Raw genomic sequence first — 19,147 nt, 5'->3', positions numbered from 1 at the left:
CCGATGCGCCTCGTCCGCCGCCGCCACATCGACCTGCGCAGGACCTGCAGTGCCCTGTGTCCGTGAACCGTCTTTCCACGACCTGCTCGCTTCCGCCTTTCCAAGGAGATCACGCATGTCCGTCGAGACCCGGCTCACCGACCACGTCACCACCAGCGCCGACGACACCGACCGGTACGCCGCGGCGCTGCGCCGCGCCGAGACCGTCGCCGCCGAACTGCGCGCCACCGCCGCCGAACGCGACCGCGCCAACCGGACGCCGCGCGCCGAGGTCGAGCTGCTGCGCGGCCACGACCTGCTGCAGGTGCAGGAACCCGTCGAGTACGGCGGTGACGGCCTGACCTACGCGCAGGCGTCCCAGATCACCCGCGTGATCGCGCGCGGCGACACGTCCATCGCCCACCTGATCGGCTACCACTACGCCCAGACCCGCATCGCGCCGCTGTTCGGCACGCCCGAGCAGGCCGACGCGCAGTCGCGGCGCAACGCCGGGGAAAAGCTGTTCTGGGGCGGGGTGCAGAATCCGCGCGGCGGCTCCGACCTGGTCCTGACCCGCGACGGCGACGGGTTCCGGCTGAACGGCCGCCGCTCCTTCGCGTCCGGCGCGAGCCTCGGCGACCAGCTCTCGGTGACGGCCGTCTTCGAGGGCGAGCTGGTGTTCGTCTCGCTGCCCGCCGGACGCGACGGGTTCCGCGCGCTCGGCGACTGGGACAACATCGGGCAGCGTCTCACCGACTCCGGCGGCGTCGAGTTCGACAACGCGCGCGTCGAACGGTCGGAGATCCTCGGCGACGACCCGCTCACCGGGCGGACGCTCACCCCGTACCAGACGCTCGTCACGCCGCACTGGCAGCTCGCGTTCGTCAACTTCTACATCGGGACGGCCGAGGGCGCGCTGGACGAAGCCCTGGACTGGACGCGCCTGCACGCCGCGCCCTGGGAGACCTCGGGCGTGGACAGCGCGACCGACGACGCCTACGTCCTCCAGACCGTCGGGGAACTGCGCAGCGAGATCCGCGCGGCGGCGCTGCTCGCCGACCGCGCCGGCGACGCGCTCCAGCACGCGCTGGATGTCGGCCCGTCGCTCACCGCCGACGAGCGCGCCGAGGCCGCCGTCGCGATCTACGAGGCGAAGTACCTGACGACGAAGGTGTCGCTGGCTGCGGCGTCCCGGCTGTTCGAGATCCAGGGCGCTCGGGCCACGACGAGCGCGTACGGGTTCGACCGGCACTGGCGCAACCTGCGGACGCACACCGTCCACGACCCGGTGGCGTACAAGGCCCGCGAGGTCGGGGACTGGACGCTGAACCGGCGCGCGCCCGAGTTCTCCCTGTACCGCTGACGACACGGCCCGGCGGGCGGCACGGGCCGTCCGCCGGGTCCGGACGGAGATCCCCGCATGGCCCATGTCATCCGTTCCGCCGACGAGGCCGTCGAGGTCGCCCGCAAGCTCGCCGCCGCGTTCGCCGCGGGCGCGGGCGCGCGCGACGCCGAGCGGCGGGCGCCCGCCGCCGAGGTCGCGGAGCTGTCGGAGTCCGGCCTGCTCGGCATCGCCGTACCCGCCCGGTTCGGCGGGGCGGAGGTGGATGTGCCGACGCTCGCCGAGGTGTTCCGGACGCTCGCCGCCGCCGACGCGAGCCTCGCGCAGATTCCGCAGAGCCACTTCGTGTTCCTCGACGCCCTGCGACGGCAGGGGACCGCGGAGCAGCAGGCCCGCTACTTCGCCGAGGCGCTGGCCGGGGCGCGGTTCGCGAACGCGCAATCCGAGCGGGGCGGGCGCACGGCGGCCGACGACGCGACGACGCTGCGTCCCGTGTCCGACGGTTACGTGCTGGACGGCGAGAAGTACTACAGCACCGGCGCGCTCTTCGCGGACTGGCTCGTCGTGCGCGCCGTCCTGGCCGACGCCCCGCCCCCGCCGGGCGGCGGGGTCGTGCGGGCGCTCGCCTACATCCGCCGCGAAACACCCGGCGTCACGGTCCAGGACGACTGGGACGGCATGGGACAGCGCACGACCGCGAGCGGCACCGTCCGGCTCGCGTCAGTACGGGTCGACGCGGACCAAGTCGTCCCGTACACGCCGTTGTTCGACGGGCCGACGACCTACGGCGCCCGCGCCCAGCTTCTCCACGCGGCCATCGACGCTGGCATCGCGCGCGGCGCACTAGACGCGGCGGTCGTCGCGGTGGCGAAGGCCCGGCCGTGGTTCGAGAGCGGCGCCGACACCGCCGCCGAGGACCCACTCGTCGTCCAGCAGGCGGGCGAGATCGAGATCGTCGTCCGGGGCGCCGAGGCGCTGCTGCGGGAGGCCGCCGCCGCGATCGACGCCGCCGAGCCCGAACCGACCGCCGACGCCGCCGCCCACGCGTCCGTGGCGACCGCCGTCGCGAAGGTCGCCGCCGCCCGCGCGGCGGTCGACGCGTCGTCGGCGCTGTTCGAGCTGGGCGGCACCCGGTCGGCCGCCGCGTCCCTCAACCTGTCCCGCCACTGGCGGGACGCCCGTACGCACACCCTGCACGACCCGGGCCGGTGGAAAGTGCAGCACGTCGGCCGCTGGCTGCTGTCGCGCACCCCGCCGCCGCGCCACGGTCTGCTCTGAGAAAGGACTTCCGGCCCATGTCCCTCACGCTGCACTGGTTCCTGCCCACCTACGGCGATTCGCGGTTCATCGTCGGCGGCGGCCACGGGCAGCCCGCAGGCGTCGCGTCCGGCGACCGGCGCGCCTCGATCGGCTATCTGGCGTCGATCGCGCGCGCCGCCGAGGAGTTCGGCTTCGCCGGCGCGCTCACGCCCACCGGCGCGTGGTGCGAGGACGCGTGGCTGACGACGGCCATGCTGGCGCGCGAATCCGAACGCCTCGCGTTCCTCGTGGCGTTCCGGCCCGGCCTGATCAGCCCGACGCTCGCCGCGCAGATGGCGGCGACGTTCGCGGCGCACGCGCCCGGACGGCTCCTGCTCAACGTCGTGACGGGCGGAGAGGCGCACGAGCAGCGCGCGTACGGCGACCATCTGTCCAAGGACGAGCGGTACGCCCGCTGCGACGAGTTCCTCTCGGTCGTCCGTCGGCTCTGGGCCGGCGAGACGGTCACCCACCGCGGCGCCCACCTGGACATCGACGCGGCGCGGTTGCCGACCGTCCCCGACCCGGTGCCGCCCCTGTACTTCGGCGGCTCGTCGGCGGCGGCCGGTCCCGTCGCGGCCGAGCACGCCGACGTCTACCTCACCTGGGGCGAGCCGCTGGACGCCGTCGCCCGCAAGATCGAGTGGATCCGCGGTCTCGCCGCCGCGCGCGGCCGGCGGCTCCGGTTCGGGATCCGGCTGCACGTCCTCACCCGCGACACCGCCGAGGACGCCTGGGCGCAGGCGGGCCGGCTCGTGGACGCGCTCGGCGAGGACGTCGTCGCCGCCGCGCAGGCCAACCTCGCGCGCAGCGAGTCCACCGGGCAGCGCCGGATGCGGGAACTGCACGAGCGCAGCCGCGCGGACGGCACCTGGCGCGATCCGCACGCTTTGGAGATCGCCCCGAACCTGTGGGCCGGGGTCGGGCTCGTACGCGGCGGCGCGGGGACGGCGCTGGTCGGTAGCCACAGCGAGGTGGCCGACCGCATCGAGGAGTACGCGGCGCTCGGGATCGACGAGTTCGTCCTGTCCGGCTATCCGCATCTGGAGGAGCTGTACTGGTTCGGGGAGGGAGTGCTTCCCCGTCTCGTCCAGCGCGGTCTGTTCCCTCAGACCGGCTCCGCCGGAACCGGCCACACGCCGTTCCTGCCGAGGGCCGTCTCATCGTGACCTCTGAGTCCCGGGCCTTGATAGTGCTCCTAGGCCAGCCGTTACTCGCTCATCCCGTCGATCGTTCCGGCGCCACGTCTGTTCTTGCTCGTCCTACCGCCCGTCCCCCCCCGCCCCTTCCGCTCTTCCTCGCCCCACCGGCCGTTCTGTCGCGGCGTCCCTTCTCCCTCGCCCACCGACCGTTCCGCCGCTACGTCCGTTCCCCCTCGCTCTACCGGACGTTCCGCCGCGACCTGCGTTCTTCGTGACGCCCTGTCCCGCCACGGCGACTGGACGCGCTCCGCCGGACCGTTCCGGGAAACGACGGCCCCCCACGGCCGAAGCACGCGGGAGCACGTGGCACGATGCAGACGCCGACCGTCACGACGCCGCCGGACCCGCCATCCGGACACGGTTCGGCCCGCTCGCAGGTCAGGTCGAGCGCGCGGACGTCCTTCGGTGAGGAGAGACCATGCTGGAAGCTGGCGCCAAGCCCCCGTACGGCGACCCCGAGACGCCGCAGCACCCGCTCGACAACCCCGTGCACTCCTCGCTGGACGGCCCGCACGCGGCCTTCGCCGAGCGGCACGGCAGCGCCGTCCGCTACTCCCCCGATGTGTCACCTTTCGGAGCGCTGCCCATCGAGCCATCCGCATCCGACTGGGCCGACGCCGCCACGCTCGCCGGACCGGGCGGCCAGTTCATCGTCGCCGGCGTGAGCTCCTTCCCCGAGGACTGGGAAAGGATCTTCACCATTCCCGGCGTGCAGCTCGTCGGCGCGGCCGCCAGCGGCCAACCCGATCCTGAGACCGTCGTGCTCACTCCGGCCGACGTGCCCGAGATGCTCGAACTCGTCGCGCGCACCGAGCCCGGCCCGTTCGCGTCGCGGACCATCGAACTCGGGACCTACCTCGGCATCCGCCGCGACGGCCGCCTCATCGCGATGGCAGGTGAACGCATGCACCCGCCCGGCCACACCGAGATCAGCGCGGTCTGCACTGACCCCGACCACCGCGGCCACGGCCTCGCCACCCGTCTCGTCCGCGCCGTCATCGCCGGCATCCACGCCCGAGGTGAGACGCCTTTCCTCCACGCCGCCGCGAGCAACATCACCGCCATCCGCCTCTACGAGTCCTTGGGCTTCCATCTCCGTCGCGAACTCGTCTTCGCCGCTCTCCGCGTCCCTCCCGCTTGACCCACGCCATCTCCACCACACCCCGCGCTCACCAAAGCCGCATCCCAGCCCGCCGGGACGCCGGGACGCAGCACGTCCGGATGACGCGCCACGAGCCGGTGCACGAGGTTGAGCTGTTCAAGGGCCATCTGGACGGCCGCGCCCGGTTCGAGTCCCGTCGGCACGAAAACCGACCAGAGCTGCCCGGCCACCTGACCCGCCCGCAGCCGGAGAAGGTCGGTGCGCAATCGAGAGCCCCGAGTCCACGTCGGCGATCGAGCCGCCACGCAGGAAGCGCAGCGCGATCGGCAGGTCGTCATGCCCGTCGATGATGCGCAGGGACGCGAGCCCGTGGCCGCTCACGCTTTCGCCTCGTCGGCCAGGCGGTGTGCGCGCCGAGCGGCCTGCTCGACCGGATCGGGGACGGGCGACGCGGCGACGAGCCGCCGTGTGTAGTCGTGCGCAGGCCGGGCGAGCACCTGCTGCCGATCGCCCTCTTCGACGAGCCGACCTTGGTAGAGAACGCCGACCCGGTCGGCGAGAGCGTTCACGACGGCGAGGTCATGGCTGATGAACAGCACGGCGAACCCGAGTTCTTTCTGCAGCACGGCGAACAGGTCCAGGACGCGCTGCTGGACGGAGACGTCCAGCGCACTGGTCGGTTCGTCGGCGATGAGCAGCCGGGGCCGCAGCGCGAGCGCGCGGGCGAGCGCGGCGCGCTGCCGCTGCCCGCCGGACAGTTCGTGCGGATAGCGGTCGGCATGGCCCGCGTCGAGTTGCACCGCGTCGAGCAGTTCACGGACCCGGCGCCGGACCTCGGCGGCCGTGGGGTCGCCGTGCGCGCGGAGAGGCTCGGCGATCCCGTCCCCGATGGTGCGTTTGGGGTTGAACGAGGTCGCCGGATCCTGGAACACGAAGCCGAGGTGCCTGCGGACCGCCCGGAAGTCCCGCCCGCGCGATCCGGCCAGGTCGACGCCGAGTACGCGCAGGTCTCCGCCGACCGGGACGAGCCCGGCGACGGCGCGCGCGATCGTGGTCTTGCCGGACCCGGACTCGCCGACCAGTCCGAGCACCTCGCCGCGCGCGATCCTCAGATCGACGCCGTCCACCGCACGGAACGCCGGACGGCCCAGCCGTCCCGGATACTCGACCACCAGGCCGCGCGCCTCCACCACGATTTCGTCGGACGGCGGCGGGGACGCCGGACGTTCGACGGACAGCCGCGGCACCGCCGCAAGGAGCGCCCGGGTGTACTCGTGGCGTGGCGCAGCGAAGAGAGTTCGGACGTCGGCCTGCTCCACCAGCCGTCCACGGCGCATCACCGCGACGCGGTCGGCGAGGTCGGCGACGACACCCATGTTGTGGGTGATCAGGACGATGGCGACATGGCGCGTGTCGCGCAAGTCCCGCAGCAGGTCGAGGATGTCGGCCTGCACGGTGACATCGAGCGCCGTCGTGGGCTCGTCGGCGACGAGCAGCGGCGCGTCCAGGGCAAGCGCCAGAGCGATGACGATCCGCTGCTGCTGGCCGCCGGAGAACTGGTGCGGATAGTGGCCCACCCGCCGGTCCGGATCCGGAATGCCGACGCGGTCGAGCAGTTCCACCGCGCGTGCGCGCGCTCGGCGCCGACTGATGGAGCGGTGCGCGCGCAGCGCCTCGGCGATCTGCCAACCGACCGTGTGGACGGGGTTCAGTGCCGTCCCCGGCTCCTGGAAGATCATGGCGATGTCGCGGCCCCGCACGCGCCGGAGTTCGCGCCGTCCCGCCCGCAGCACGTCGTGTCCTCGGACGAGCACGACGCCGCGTGCGCTCGCCGTATCAGGCAGCAGCGCGAGCGCCGACCGCGCCGTGACGGTCTTGCCCGACCCTGACTCGCCGACGATGGCGAGGATCTCCCCGGGTGCGACGGTGAGACTGACGTCTTCGACCGCGTCCACCGTGCCGCCGTCGGTCGCGAAACTCACCGAAAGGTGCTCGACGTCCAGCAGCCCGGCGCTCTCACGGACCTCCGCCGGACCCGGCGACGGCTCGCCGCGCGGCTTGCGCCGGGCCCGCAGCCTCGGGTCGCGGACGTCGTTGAGCCCTTCGCCGAACAGCGTGATGCCGAGCACCGTGAGCGCGATCGCGAGGCCGGGGAACAGGGCCGTCCACCAGATCCCCGCGGCGATGTCGGACTGCGCGCGGTTCAGGTCGTAGCCCCATTCGGCGGCCGCCGTCGGCTCGATGCCGTAGCCGACGAACCCGAGGCCGGCCAGCGTCGCGACCGCTCCCCCGGCGTTCAGCGTGACCATGAGCGGCAGCGTCCGGGTGGCGTTGACGAGGATGTGGCGGACCAGGATCCGCCGCCGCGGCACGCCCACGACGCGGGCCGACTCGACGAACGGCTCGTGTTTGAGCCGGGTCGTCTCCGCGCGGACGACGCGGAAGTACTGCGGCAAGAAGATGATCGTGACCGTGACGGCGGTGGACAAGATCCCGGACCACCGTCCCGACGAGCCGCCGCTGATGACGATCGCCAGAACGATGGCGAGCAGCAGCGCGGGGAACGCGTAGATCGCATCGGTCAGCGCGACGAGAGACCCGTCGGCCCTCCCGCCCACGTAGCCCGAGACCAGGCCCAACAGCGATCCGAGCAGCAGCGCGACGACCGTCCCGGCGACGATCACTTCGAGCGCGGTCTGCGACCCCCAGATGACGCGGGACAGCACGTCGTATCCACCGACGGTCGTGCCGAGCCAGTGCTGTGCCGAGGGCGGGCGCTGTGCGCCGAAGTAGCCGTGGGCGTCCCGCAGTTGCGCGAACCCGTACGGCGCGAGCAGCGGCGCGAACACCGCCACGACCACGACGGCGCCGACGATCGCCCCTCCGGCTAGGAGCATCCCGCGCTGGTAGCCGCGGGCGCGGGGTGTCCGTCGGCGTGCGCTCGGTCGAACGGCCATCTCAGTACCTCACCCGGGGGTCGATGACGGCGGCGAGCACGTCCACGAGGAAGTTCACGACGGCCACGATCACCGCGAGGACCACGACGATGCCCTGGACCGCCACGTAGTCGCGCGCCTGGAGGTACTGCGCGAGTTCGTAGCCGAGTCCCTTCCACTCGAAGGTGATCTCGGTGAGCACCGCGCCGCCGAGCAGGGACGCGACCTGCAGGCCCATCACCGTGATGATCGGCACGAGCGCGGGCCGTGCCGCGTGCCGGGTCGTCAAGCGCCACTCGCCGACTCCGCGTGAGCGCGCGGCGAGGACGTAATCGGCGTCCAGGGTGCTCATCAGGTTCGTCCGGAACAGCCGGAGGAAGATGCCGGTGCTGAGCAGTCCGAGCGCAACTGCTGGAAGTACGGCGTGCTGGAGGACGTCCGCGGCCATCGGGCCATCGCCGGCGCGCATCGCGTCGAAGAGATAGATCCCGCTCTTGTGCCCGCGCACCTCCAGCTCGATCTCGTCGGCGGTGGTGAGACGCCCGTTGACGGGCAGCCACCCGAGCCGGGCCGCGAAGACTAGCTTGAGCAGCAGTCCGACGAAGAACACCGGCATCGCGTAAGTGAGGATCGCGAAAATCCGCAAGGCGACGTCGGCGCCGCGATCCCGCAGCCTCGCGGCGGCAGTGCCGAGCACCGGCCCGACGGCGAGCGCCACGACCAGCGAGTACACGACGAGTTCGAGCGTGGCGGTGCCGTAGGTCGTCAGCATGGAGCCGACCCGCACGTGGTCGGTGAACGTCGTGCCGAAGTCGCCCCGCGCGATGTCGCGGAGGTAGTCGACGTACTGGGCGAGCACGTTGCGGTCGTAGCCCGCCTCGTGGATCCGCTGGTGGAGTTGCGCGGCGGTGAGCCGGTCCCCGTAGGCGGCGGTGATCGGGTCGCCGATGACGCGCATCAGGAAGAACACGACGGTCGTCAGCACGAAGACGGTCGGCAGGATCAGCAGGAACCGCACCAGGACGTAGCGGCCGAGCCCAAGGCCGCGCGAGCGCGGCCGGGTCGTCTCGGGCTCGGCGCCCGCGTCCTCGCCGGGCGCCTCGACGAGGGTCGTCATCGGATCAGGACGCCTTCTTCAGCGCCCCGAACGGGAGGCCGCCGGTCTTCAGCGTCTCCTGGACTCCGCCGACCCGTTCGTCGGCGACCGCGTTCGACGAACTCTGCAGCAGCGGGACGACCGGAAGCGCCGCCGCGAGCGCCTGCTGGATCCGCAGCGAGAGCGCGGCGCGCTTGTCGTCGCCCGGCGTGGTGGCCTGCTCGTCGATCAGGTCGATGAGCGCGGGGTCCTCGTAGTGGTTCCCGATGAATCCGTTCTTGCCGTAGAGAGGCTGGAAGAAGTCCTGCGCGTCGAGGTAGTCGGCGTACCAGCCGAGCTGGAACGTCGGATAGGCGTCGGAGACCCGCTGCTTGGCGTACTGCGTCCAGTCAGTGGACTGCAGCTTCACGGTGAACAGTCCGGTGGATTCCAGTTGGTTCTTGATCAGCGCGAACTCGTCCGAGCTGGAGGCGCCGTAGTGGTCGGTGTTGTACTGGAGCTGGAGCGTCACCGGCGTCGTGACACCGGCCGCCTTCAGGACGGCTGCGGCCTTGATCTTGTCCGGCCCGCCGTTGCCGTCGCCGTAGAGGCCTTTGAGCACCGGGCTGCCGGTCGGAACCGCGTCGGGCAGGAACGTGTAGACCGGCCGGTAGGTGTTCTTGTACACCTGCGCGGCCAGGCCCGGCCGGTCGACCGCGTGGGCGACCGCCTGCCGGACGGCGAGCGCCTTCTTCGGGTCGGCCTGGCTCGTGCCCGTCCCGTAGGGCTGGGTCTTGAAGTCGAACACGATGTACCGGAAGCCCGTTGCCGCACCGTGGTAGACGGTGAGGCCCTTCTGCTTGCTCAGCGAGTCTAGGTTCGTGATGGACAGGGTGCGGGAGGCCAGGTCGACGCCACCCTGCTGGAGGTCCAGCTTCAGGTTGTCCTCCAGCGCGTAGTACTTGAGGTTCACCGTCGGGAACGACGGCTTGCCGAGGATGCCCTGGTAGTTGGGGTTGGCGCGGAACTGCACGAGCTGGTTGGCCGTGAAGCTACCGATCGTGTACGGCCCCGCGAACGGCTTCTTGGCGACGATCGCCGCGTCCGGAGTGACAGCGGTCGGAGAGAAGACGGTGTGGTCGACGATCTCTCCGGCGCCGCTGGCCAGGACCTGGGGGAACACTTGATCGTCGGCGGCCTTGAGGTGGAACAGCACGGTGGTGGCGTCCGGCGTCTCCACCCGGTCGAGGTCGTACAGCAGCGAGGACGGGCCGTTGGTGCTCGCGATCTTCAGTTGCCGGTCGAAGCTGAATTTGACGTCCTGCGATGTCAGCGCGTTGCCGTTGGCGAACTTCAGCCCGGGTTTGAGGACGACCTTGTAGACCTTCGGCCCGGTGAACGCCGCCGACGCGGCCAGGTTGGGCTTCAGGACGCTGCTACCGGCCGGACGGTCGAGCAGCGTCGCGTACACCTGCGCGATGACGGCTCCCGACCCGGCGTCGAACGAGCCGGCCGGGTCCAGCGCGTACACCTTGTCGGTCGTGCCGATGGTCACGGTGTCGCCCGAACCCGAGCCGGCGGACCCGTCCGAGCCTCCGCACGCCGCGAGCAGAAGGCTCGCGGCGACGGCCGAGGCGGCGGCGAGCCGCCGCCGGGCCGGCGCGGTCCACCGGGGACGTGGAGTGCTCATCGTGGCGCCGCCCTTCATTGTCTATCAAATTTGTCGGAATACTAGGATATAGATCGGATCGCCGCTCCACTTTCGACCGGATCCGGACGACTCGACCGCCCCACCCCCGGTGCGGACCGGCTCGACACCGAGCGACTTCCCTGGCGCCCAGGCGATGGAACGCTCGCCGAGCGCGCGCGGCATTCCGAGCACCAGGCGGCCATCCGCCGCGATACCACTGGACATGTCGCCAATTTCCTACTTTGCAGGTAGGTATTGACGACTGCATCGCATCGTGGTTACGGTGACGACGCCAGCCAGCCGCACCGTTTGGAGCGGTCCCGGGCCGCCCTCCACCCCTCTTCACGCCGAGTTCGCGCGCACCACCGCCGGTCGGCACGACCCCCGACGGGAGACCCTTCCGTGAGTCCGACGCTGCACTCAACGCCGAGCCCCCCACCGCGCCATCGCGGGCGCTCGGCGATCGCCGGATCCCTCGCCGCCGTGAGCGCGCTGCTTCTGAGCGCCTGCGGCTCCGGCGACGGCGGTACCGGGACGGGCTCGCCGTCCAGCGGCGGAACGCTCACCTTCGCCGTCGGCTCGGACGCCGGGTGCGTCGATCCGCAGCAGGTCGGCAGCAACGACACGATCTACTCCACGCGTCAGCTCGTGGACTCCCTGACCGACCAGGACCCGGCCACCGGCAAGATCGTCCCCTGGCTCGCCGAGAGCTGGACGGTCAGCAAGGACGCGACGGCGTTCACGTTCAAACTGCGTCCCGGCGTGACGTTCAGCGATGGCACACCGCTGACCGCCCAGGTCGTCAAGGAGAACTTCGACGCGGTGCCGAAACTCGGCATCCGCGCCCTGCTCGCGAAGAGCTACCTCGCCGGGTACGCGGGCACCACCGTCGTGGACGACCACACCGCGAAGGTGACGTTCAAACAGCCGAACGCGCAGTTTCTCCAGGCCAGTTCGACCTTCTCGCTCGGCATCGAGTCGTCGGCGACCGTGCGAAAGACGCCGGAGGAGCGCTGCACCAAGGGCGTCAGCGGGTCGGGGCCGTTCACGCTGTCGTCGTACGTGCCGAATCAGTCGATCGCCCTGGCCAGGCGCACGGGCTACGCCTGGGGCTCGTCCCTCTTCAAGAAGAAGGGCGAGGCGTATCTCGACAAGCTCGTCTTCAAGATCGTCTCGGAGTCGGGCGTGCGGACCGGCAGTCTCCAGTCCGGCCAGCTCGACGCGATCGGCAGCGTCGGCCTCGCCGACGAGGCGGCGTTGAAGGGGGCCGGCGTCCGTCTCCAGGCGCGGGCCAACCCGGGCGTCGTCTTCGGCCTCGGATTCAACGAGTCCCGGCCGCTGTTCCAGGACGAGAAGGTCCGCCAGGCGATCTCGCTGGCGATCGACCGGGCGCAGATCGCCGGCACGGTCTTCCCCAGCGGCACCAAGCCCGCGACGAGCGTTCTGTCGCACACGACGCCGTCCTACACCGACCTCAGCTCGAGGCTGGCACTGGACAAGGCACGCGCCGGCTCGCTCCTGGACGAGGCGGGATGGAAGCCCGGCCCCGACGGGATCCGCAGCAAGAACGGCGCAAAACTGAGCTTCACCATCACGTGGGCTCCCGTCGCGGCCACCAACCAGCCGTCGCTGGAACTGATCCAGCAGCAGCTCAAGGCCGTCGGCGTGGACGTGACACTCAAGCTGATCCAGGTCGCGCAGTTCCAGGTGATCCAGCAGAAGAGCGATTTCGACGCGCTGTGGGGCAACATCACCCGCGCCGATCCCGACATCCTCCGCACCTCGTACTCCACCGCCCTCGCCAACATCTACCGTCTGCCGCCGTCCGAGCTGGACAAGCTGCTCGACCGGCAGGTCGCGGCGACCGACCCGGCCGAACGGGCGAAGCTGGTCGGGCAGGCCCAGCAGTGGATCGTCGAGCACGCCGTCGTCGCCCCGGTGGTCGAGCTGCAGACCGAGCTCGGCGTGGCGAAGAAGGTCCACGACCTCACCTTCGACGCGTCCAGCCGCATCCAGCTCCACGACACCTGGATCGGCTGAGCGCGATGCGCCGGTACGTGATCAGACGGGTCGCGCAGGCGGCGGGCGTGCTGTGGACGGCCTACACGGTCGCGTTCCTGGTGCTCGACTACCTGCCCGGCGATCCGGTCTCGGCGATGGCCGGGCAGGGGCTCGACCAGACGTCGTCCGATCCGGCGCAGATCGCTCAGCTCAAGCACGAGTACGGCTTCGACAAGCCCGTACTGGTGCAGTACGCCGAGTATCTCGGCAGGGCGGTCCGGGGCGATTTCGGGGACTCGGTGGCCACCGGCCGACCGGTCACCTCGACGCTTGCGGACGCCTTGCCCGCGACGCTCCAGCTCACGACCGCCGGACTGTTCCTCGCGATCCTCGTCGGAGGCGGCCTCGCGGTCCTCGCGACCTACACGTCGATGCGGTGGCTGCGGCAGTTGCTGCTGTCGCTGCCACCGCTCGGGGTGTCGGTGCCCACGTTCTGGGTCGGGCTCATGCTCGTCGAGCTGTTCTCTTTCCGCGCCCATCTGTTCCCGGCGTTCGGGAACGACGGCCTGCGCGGACTGGTGCTCCCGGCCATCGCGCTGGCAATTCCGTCCGGCGCGCTGATCTCGCAGGTGCTCGCCAAAAGCCTGCTCAACACGCTGAACGAGCCGTATGTGCAGACCGCGCGGGCCAAAGGCGCAGGCCGGGCACGCGTCCATCTGCGGCACGCGCTGCGCAACGCGTCGCTTCCCACGCTGACGATCATCGGTGTGCTGGCCGGGCAGCTCATGGCGAACTCGGTCGTCATCGAGACCGTGTTCTCCCGCAACGGGCTCGGGCGCGTCACGGCGGGCGCGGTCGGCAGCCAGGACATCCCGGTCGTCCAAGGCGTCGTGGTGTTCGGGTCGTTCGTCTTCGTCCTGGTCAACCTGGTCATCGACCTCGTCTATCCGCTGATCGACCCGCGCATCGTCGTCGCCGGGAGGCCCGCATGAACGAGCCGTGGCCGCGCGCCGCGTGCCGAACCGAGCAGCCGTCCGTCCCCGGGGCGCAACGCGGACGGACGGGGGACGCATGAGCCAGATGGTGGACGAGGGCGTCGCCGCCGAGGCGGCCGTCGGTCTCGGCGTCCCGGTCGATGAGGATCGGGACGGTGCCGGGGTCGTGCGGTTCTTCCTGCGCCGTCCCGGGCTGGTGCTCTCAGTCGTCGTGGTCGTGCTGGTCGTTCTCGCGGCTTTCTGGCCGGACCTGTTCACCTCCAGGGACCCGCTGACGGGCGTTCCGGCGCGGCGGTTCCAGGCGCCGGGCGGCGCGCACTGGTTCGGCACCGACGAGCTCGGCCGCGACGTGTTCTCGCGGATCGTGCACGGCGCGGCCCTGTCGATGAAGGCGACGCTGATCGCCGTCGCCGTGGCGATCGTCGTCGGCGGCCTGCTCGGGCTCGCGGCCGGTTTCGTGGGCCGCTGGGTGGACGACGTGCTGATGCGAGCGGTGGACGTCCTGCTCTCGATTCCCGCGCTGTTCCTGTCGCTCGCGCTGGTCACGGCGCTCGGCTACGGGACGATGAAGGTCGCCATAGCCGTCGGGATAGCGAGCGTCGCGACGTTCGCGCGGGTGATGCGCGCCGAGGTGCTGCGCGTGCGGCAGGCGACATATGTCGAGGCGTCGCGCTCCTGCGGCACGCGCTGGTATGGAGTGCTCGGGCGCCACGTGCTGCCGAACGCGGTCGGCCCGGTTTTGGTACTCGCCACGCTCGACTTCGGCACGTCGATCCTCGCGGTGTCCGCGCTGAGCTTCCTCGGCTACGGCGCGCCTCCGCCGGCGCCGGAGTGGGGGACGGTGATCGCCGCCGGCCGCAACTATCTGGCCAACGCCTGGTGGCTGACCGCGCTGCCGGGATTCGTCATCGCGGCGACCGTGCTCGCCACCAACCGGATCGCGCGGGCACTGGACGGGGAGTGGGCGCGCCGATGAGCGACAGCCTTCTGAGCATCAGCGGCCTGGCCGTCTCCTACCGCACCAGGACGGGCCGTGTTCCGGCCGTGCGCGGTGTGGATCTGGACGTGCGTCCGGGCGAGATCGTCGCGCTGGTCGGCGAGTCCGGTTCGGGCAAGAGCACGCTCGCGCACGCGGTGATCCGGCTGCTCGCCGCCAACGCCTCGATCGACGCGGGCCGGGTGGAGTTCGACGGCGCGGACCTGACCGGGTTGTCCGAGAAGGAGCTGCGCACGGTGCGCGGCGCGCGGATCGGGCTCGTCCCCCAGGACCCCGGTGTCTCGCTGAATCCAGTGAAGCGGGTCGGCGAGCAGGTGGCCGAGGTGCTGCGGCTACACGATCTGGCCACGCGCAGGTCCGCGCCAGCCGACGCGATCGAGGTGCTGGAACGCGCCGGGCTTCCCGAGCCCGCGCTGCGTGCGCGTCAGTATCCGCACGAGTTGTCCGGCGGGATGCGGCAGCGGGTGCTCATCGCGATCGCCATCGCCGCTCGGCCGAAGCTGATCGTCGCCGACGAGCCCACCAGCGCGCTGGACGTCACGGTGCAACGCCGGATTCTCGACCACTTGCAGCATCTGACCGAGGAACTGGGCAGCGCGGTCCTGCTCGTCACGCACGACCTCGGCGTGGCCGCGGACCGGGCGCAACGGATCGCGGTGATGTCGCGGGGCCGGATCGTGGAGTCCGGACCGGCCGGGAAGGTCCTCGACGCGCCGTCCGACGCCTACACCCGTCACCTGCTCGCGAGCGCGCCGAGCCTGTCCGTCGCGCAACCTCGCACGGACCTCGCCGCACCGTCGCCGGCCGAGACGCCGCTGGTGACCGTCGAGAACCTGGTCAAGGAATTCCGGCTTCCGCAGGGGACGGGCGAGAGGCGGACCGTGCGCGCGGTGGACGGCATCGACCTGACCGTCCGCCGCGGCGAGACGCTCGCGCTGGTCGGCGAGTCGGGGTCGGGAAAATCGACCACAGCCCGCCTGGTCCTGCGGCTCGCGCAGCCGACCTCGGGCCGCATCGTCTTCGACGGCGAGGACGTGACGGCGGCGCGCGGCGGCCGATTGCGCGGCCTGCGGCGACGGGCGCAACTCGTCTACCAGAACCCTTACGCCTCGCTCGACCCCAGATTCTCGATCGGCGACGTGATCAGTGAGCCGCTGCGCGCTTTCCGCGTCGGTGACCGCGCGTCCCGCACGGCTCGCGCCCGGCACCTGCTGGAACGCGTCGCCCTTCCCGCTTCGATCCTTGACCGCAGGCCCGCCGAACTGTCGGGCGGTCAGCGGCAGCGAGTCGCGATCGCCCGTGCGCTCGCGCTCTCCCCCGATCTCGTGGTCTGCGACGAGCCCGTCTCCGCGCTGGACGTCTCGGTGCAGGCCCAGGTCCTCGAGCTGCTCGCGGAGCTGCAGGCCGACACCGGCGTCGCGTATCTGCTGATCTCGCACGACCTGGCCGTGGTCCGGCAGATCGCGCACCGGGTCGCCGTGATGCGGACCGGGCGGATCGTGGAGACGGGCGCGACCGACGAGCTGTTCGACCATCCGGAGCATCCGTACACCCGGGACCTGCTCGCCGCCATCCCCGGCGGCGGCGTTCACTCACAGCACTACGAGGAGCGGACATGACGATCGAGGCGACTGAGAACACCTTCATCCGGGAATGGCGAGCCTGGCGGCAGGCGCACCACGACCGGCTCGCCGACCCCCACGGCTTTCTCGCGATCACCGGGCTGCGCTGGCTGAGCGACGAACCGCAGCGCTTTCCCGACGCGCCGGGCACTTGGTCCACCGGGCCGGACGGCGTCGTGGTGGTCCTGGACGACGGCGACGAGCTGGTCGTCGACGGGACGACCGTGCGCGGCGAGCACCGGTTCGGTGTGCTGGCCGAGCGCAGCAGCGTCTTCGCCCTGTGGAAGGACGCGGCGATCGAGGTCGCGAAGCGGGGCGGGAACGACATCGTCCGGCCACGGCACCCCGAGCATCCCCTGCGACTGCAATTCCGAGGCACGCCCGACTACGAGCCAGACCCGCGCTGGGTGGTGACGGGACGCTACGTCGCGTTCGACGAGCCCGTGCCGACCACGGTCGGTGCGTCCGTGGAGGGACTTGAGCACGTCTACGACGCCCCTGGACGGGTCGAGTTCGAGCTGGACGGCGCCGCTTTGAGTCTGACCGCGTTCCCCGGCAAGGACGCGGGAGACCTGCTCATCCTGTTCACCGACGAGACGTCGGGGGTCACCACGTACGCGGCCAACCGGGTGCTGAACGTCGGTGCGCCGGACGCCGACGGGACCGTGGCCCTGGACTTCAACAGGGCCGCGAACCTTCCGTGCGCCTACACCGACTTCGCGACCTGCCCGCTGCCGCCCGCCGGGAACCGGCTGCCCGTCGCGGTCGAGGCGGGCCAGGAGATCCCCTACGAGCGCGCCTGACGATGGCCGTCGAATCACTGGCGTTCCTCACGCCGGGAAACTACCCCGACGACGACCCGCGCTCGGGCCTGGAGGACACGCTGCGGCTCTTCGAGTTCGGCGAGCGCCTCGGGTACGACGGCGCGTGGATCCGGCAGCGGCACCTCGAACACGGCGTGTCGTCGGCGGCCGTGTTCCTGGCCGCCGCGAGCCAGCGCACCGAACGTATCCAGCTCGGGACCGCGGTCATCCCGATCGGCTACGAGAACCCGTTCCGGCTGGCCGAGGACCTGGCCACTCTCGACGTCCTCTCGCACGGCAGGCTTCAGCCCGGCTTCAGCACCGGGATGCCCCACGCCGACCTGCTCGGCGACCTGGTCCACGACGGGGACTGGCGCGGTTACGACCTGTCCTACGGCCGGATCGCCCGGCTGCTGGAGCACCTGCGCGGCGACTACCTCGGCGATGAGGGCACGCGCATCCACTCGCCGGGGAACGTGCAGCGGCCCCGGCTGCAACCGCACAGCCCGGGGCTGTTGAACCGGGTCTGGTACGGCGGCGCCAGCCTGCGCTCGGCGCGCTGGGCGAGTGAGCACGGGCTGAATCTCCTGACCGGCAACATCGTCCACGGTGACGACGTCGGCGACGACTTCCAGACGGTGCAACTCGCGCTGATCGAGGAGTACCGGCGATTGAGGCCGTCCGGGCGGGTCGCGCTCGGACGGGTCGTCGTCCCGTTCGACGGCGCGGACACCGCCGCCCGCGAGCGTTACCGCGCCTACGCGGCCGACCGCCACGAACGCACCCTCAAGCCCCACGGCGAGCGGCACACCCTCTTCGCCCCCGACCTGGTCGGGACGTCGGAGGAGATCGTGGAACGGCTGCTCGCCGACCGCGCGGTCGCCGCCGTGTCGGAGCTGCGGCTCGAACTTCCCTACGAGTTCGACCGGCGCGACTACGAGCAGATTCTCCACGACGTCCGGCATGCGGTCGCCCCTCGGCTCGGCTGGCGCGTCCCGGCGGGTGCTCCGGCGTGACCGGACCGAAAGGATCACGATGAGCGGTTCCCGACTGTTCCTGGCCGTCGACCTGGACGGCGACGGCGCGCACCCGGCGGCATGGCGGCACTCCGGCCGTCGGCCCGGCTCCGTGTTCACCCCCCAGGCGCTGCGGGCGTCCGTCGCGGCCGCCGAGGCCGCCGGTTTCACGCTGGTCACGTTCGCCGACGCCCCCGTCCCGCCGGGCGACGGGCCGGCTCCGGCCGGTCGGCTTGAGGCCGGTACCCGGGCGGCGTTCGTGTCGACGACGACCGATCGGATCGGCCTCGCCCCGACGCTGCACGTGACGACCACCGAGCCGTTCCACCTCGCCACGCAGCTTGCGAGCCTGGACCACGCCAGCAACGGGAGAGCCGGCTGGATCGTGGGCGCGGCCGGCGACGAAGCGTCCCTCGCCACGATCGGCGCGCCCGCGCCGGACGCCGCCGCGTTGCGCCGCGAGGTGCTCGACGTCATCGACGCCGCGCGGCTGCTCTGGGACTCCTGGGAGGACGACGCCGTCATCAAGGAATCCCGGACCGGCCGCTATCTCGACGCGGGCCGGGTCCACCACATCGACTTCAAGGGCGCGACCTTCACGGTCAAGGGACCGCTGATCACTCCCCGGCCTCCGCAAGGACAGGTCGTAGTGCTCGCCCCGGCTGCGCTCGACGTCGACGATCGCGCCGACATCGTCCTGGTGGACGGCCCGGACGCCGGGGACCGCCGGGCTCTCGCGTTCGCCGAAGTGGAGATCGTGCTGGGCGCGACCACCGCGCAGGCGGCGGAGCGGGCGGCCCGGCTCGACGCCGACGCGGCGTGGCCCCATTCGCGGCGGATCCGCCACGTTGGCACATCCGACGGGCTCGTCGAACTGCTGCGGTCGCTCGCGGTGACGTTCGACGGGGTGCGGCTCCACCCAGCCGCCCTCACGGCCGACTTCGAACTCCTGATCAGCGACGTCCTCCCGGTCCTCGTCGACGAGGGGCTGTTCCGTCCTCCGGCTTCCGGCGCCACGTTGCGCGACAGTCTCGGCCTGCCGCGCCCCGCCAACCGGTTCGCCGCCGCATCGTGAGGTGATTCCCGAC

General features: G+C 71.5%; 17 protein-coding genes. 12 read left to right on the top strand and 5 right to left on the bottom strand.

Features of this window, described 5'->3' with window-relative positions:
• The first annotated feature begins 3 nt into the window (after positions 1 to 3).
• From BTM25_RS30910 to BTM25_RS08805, 5 genes are all read left to right on the top strand, one after another.
• A complete protein-coding gene (locus BTM25_RS30910; protein ID WP_378186718.1) occupies positions 4 to 66 on the top strand; it encodes a putative leader peptide in 63 nt (20 codons plus the stop codon).
• A 49-nt stretch (positions 67 to 115) separates the two neighbouring features.
• Positions 116 to 1,342 carry an acyl-CoA dehydrogenase family protein gene (locus BTM25_RS08820; protein WP_103562193.1) on the top strand — a complete coding sequence of 409 codons (1,227 nt, stop codon included), beginning with the start codon at positions 116 to 118 and terminating at the stop codon, positions 1,340 to 1,342.
• A 57-nt stretch (positions 1,343 to 1,399) separates the two neighbouring features.
• Positions 1,400 to 2,599, top strand: a complete 1,200-nt coding sequence (locus tag BTM25_RS08815; RefSeq protein WP_103562192.1) for an SfnB family sulfur acquisition oxidoreductase — start codon at positions 1,400 to 1,402, stop codon at positions 2,597 to 2,599.
• A 17-nt stretch (positions 2,600 to 2,616) separates the two neighbouring features.
• Positions 2,617 to 3,789, top strand: coding sequence for an LLM class flavin-dependent oxidoreductase (locus tag BTM25_RS08810; RefSeq protein WP_103562191.1), 1,173 nt, complete (start codon positions 2,617 to 2,619; stop codon positions 3,787 to 3,789).
• A 451-nt stretch (positions 3,790 to 4,240) separates the two neighbouring features.
• Positions 4,241 to 4,963, top strand: coding sequence for a GNAT family N-acetyltransferase (locus BTM25_RS08805; protein ID WP_103562190.1), 723 nt, complete (start codon positions 4,241 to 4,243; stop codon positions 4,961 to 4,963).
• Here BTM25_RS08805 and BTM25_RS30905 read toward each other — a convergent pair.
• From BTM25_RS30905 to BTM25_RS29130, 5 genes are all read right to left on the bottom strand, one after another.
• Positions 4,894 to 5,262, bottom strand: a complete 369-nt coding sequence (locus BTM25_RS30905; protein WP_407923372.1) for a membrane dipeptidase — start codon at positions 5,260 to 5,262, stop codon at positions 4,894 to 4,896. The two genes, BTM25_RS08805 and BTM25_RS30905, sit on opposite strands and share 70 nt — an antisense overlap.
• A gap of 39 nt (positions 5,263 to 5,301) precedes the next feature.
• Positions 5,302 to 7,821 carry a dipeptide ABC transporter ATP-binding protein gene (locus BTM25_RS30810; RefSeq protein WP_168212066.1) on the bottom strand — a complete coding sequence of 840 codons (2,520 nt, stop codon included), beginning with the start codon at positions 7,819 to 7,821 and terminating at the stop codon, positions 5,302 to 5,304.
• Positions 7,822 to 7,882: 61 nt separating this feature from the next.
• Positions 7,883 to 8,977, bottom strand: a complete 1,095-nt coding sequence (locus BTM25_RS08790; protein WP_103562188.1) for an ABC transporter permease — start codon at positions 8,975 to 8,977, stop codon at positions 7,883 to 7,885.
• A gap of 4 nt (positions 8,978 to 8,981) precedes the next feature.
• Positions 8,982 to 10,625: an ABC transporter substrate-binding protein gene (locus tag BTM25_RS08785; protein WP_103562846.1), complete on the bottom strand. Its 1,644-nt coding sequence runs from the start codon at positions 10,623 to 10,625 to the stop codon at positions 8,982 to 8,984.
• Between the two features lie 24 nt (positions 10,626 to 10,649).
• The gene (locus BTM25_RS29130) at positions 10,650 to 10,850 is read right to left on the bottom strand and encodes a hypothetical protein (protein ID WP_146059010.1); all 201 of its coding nucleotides are present in this window, start codon (positions 10,848 to 10,850) and stop codon (positions 10,650 to 10,652) included.
• A gap of 258 nt (positions 10,851 to 11,108) precedes the next feature.
• Between BTM25_RS29130 and BTM25_RS08780 the strand changes: the two genes are divergently transcribed.
• From BTM25_RS08780 to BTM25_RS08750, 7 genes are all read left to right on the top strand, one after another.
• On the top strand, positions 11,109 to 12,665 hold the full coding sequence (locus BTM25_RS08780; RefSeq protein ID WP_235828302.1) for an ABC transporter substrate-binding protein: 1,557 nt from the start codon (positions 11,109 to 11,111) through the stop codon (positions 12,663 to 12,665).
• A gap of 5 nt (positions 12,666 to 12,670) precedes the next feature.
• Positions 12,671 to 13,618: an ABC transporter permease gene (locus BTM25_RS08775; protein ID WP_103562187.1), complete on the top strand. Its 948-nt coding sequence runs from the start codon at positions 12,671 to 12,673 to the stop codon at positions 13,616 to 13,618.
• A gap of 79 nt (positions 13,619 to 13,697) precedes the next feature.
• The gene (locus BTM25_RS08770; RefSeq protein WP_103562186.1) at positions 13,698 to 14,597 is read left to right on the top strand and encodes an ABC transporter permease; all 900 of its coding nucleotides are present in this window, start codon (positions 13,698 to 13,700) and stop codon (positions 14,595 to 14,597) included.
• Entirely contained in the window at positions 14,594 to 16,237 is a 1,644-nt protein-coding gene (locus BTM25_RS08765; protein ID WP_103562844.1) for a dipeptide ABC transporter ATP-binding protein, read from the top strand. The genes BTM25_RS08770 and BTM25_RS08765 overlap by 4 nt, the downstream gene beginning before the upstream one ends.
• Positions 16,234 to 17,043: a DUF1684 domain-containing protein gene (locus BTM25_RS08760; RefSeq protein WP_103562185.1), complete on the top strand. Its 810-nt coding sequence runs from the start codon at positions 16,234 to 16,236 to the stop codon at positions 17,041 to 17,043. The genes BTM25_RS08765 and BTM25_RS08760 overlap by 4 nt, the downstream gene beginning before the upstream one ends.
• 2 nt (positions 17,044 to 17,045) lie before the next feature.
• Complete coding sequence (locus tag BTM25_RS08755) at positions 17,046 to 18,059, top strand: LLM class flavin-dependent oxidoreductase (RefSeq protein ID WP_103562184.1); 1,014 nt, start codon at positions 17,046 to 17,048, stop codon at positions 18,057 to 18,059.
• A gap of 19 nt (positions 18,060 to 18,078) precedes the next feature.
• Positions 18,079 to 19,134, top strand: a complete 1,056-nt coding sequence (locus BTM25_RS08750; protein ID WP_103562843.1) for an LLM class flavin-dependent oxidoreductase — start codon at positions 18,079 to 18,081, stop codon at positions 19,132 to 19,134.
• Positions 19,135 to 19,147 lie beyond the last annotated feature (13 nt).

It is taken from the genome of Actinomadura rubteroloni (assembly GCF_002911665.1).
In the GTDB taxonomy this organism is placed as follows: domain Bacteria; phylum Actinomycetota; class Actinomycetes; order Streptosporangiales; family Streptosporangiaceae; genus Spirillospora; species Spirillospora rubteroloni.
This window is presented reverse-complemented; position numbering and strand designations above follow the sequence as displayed.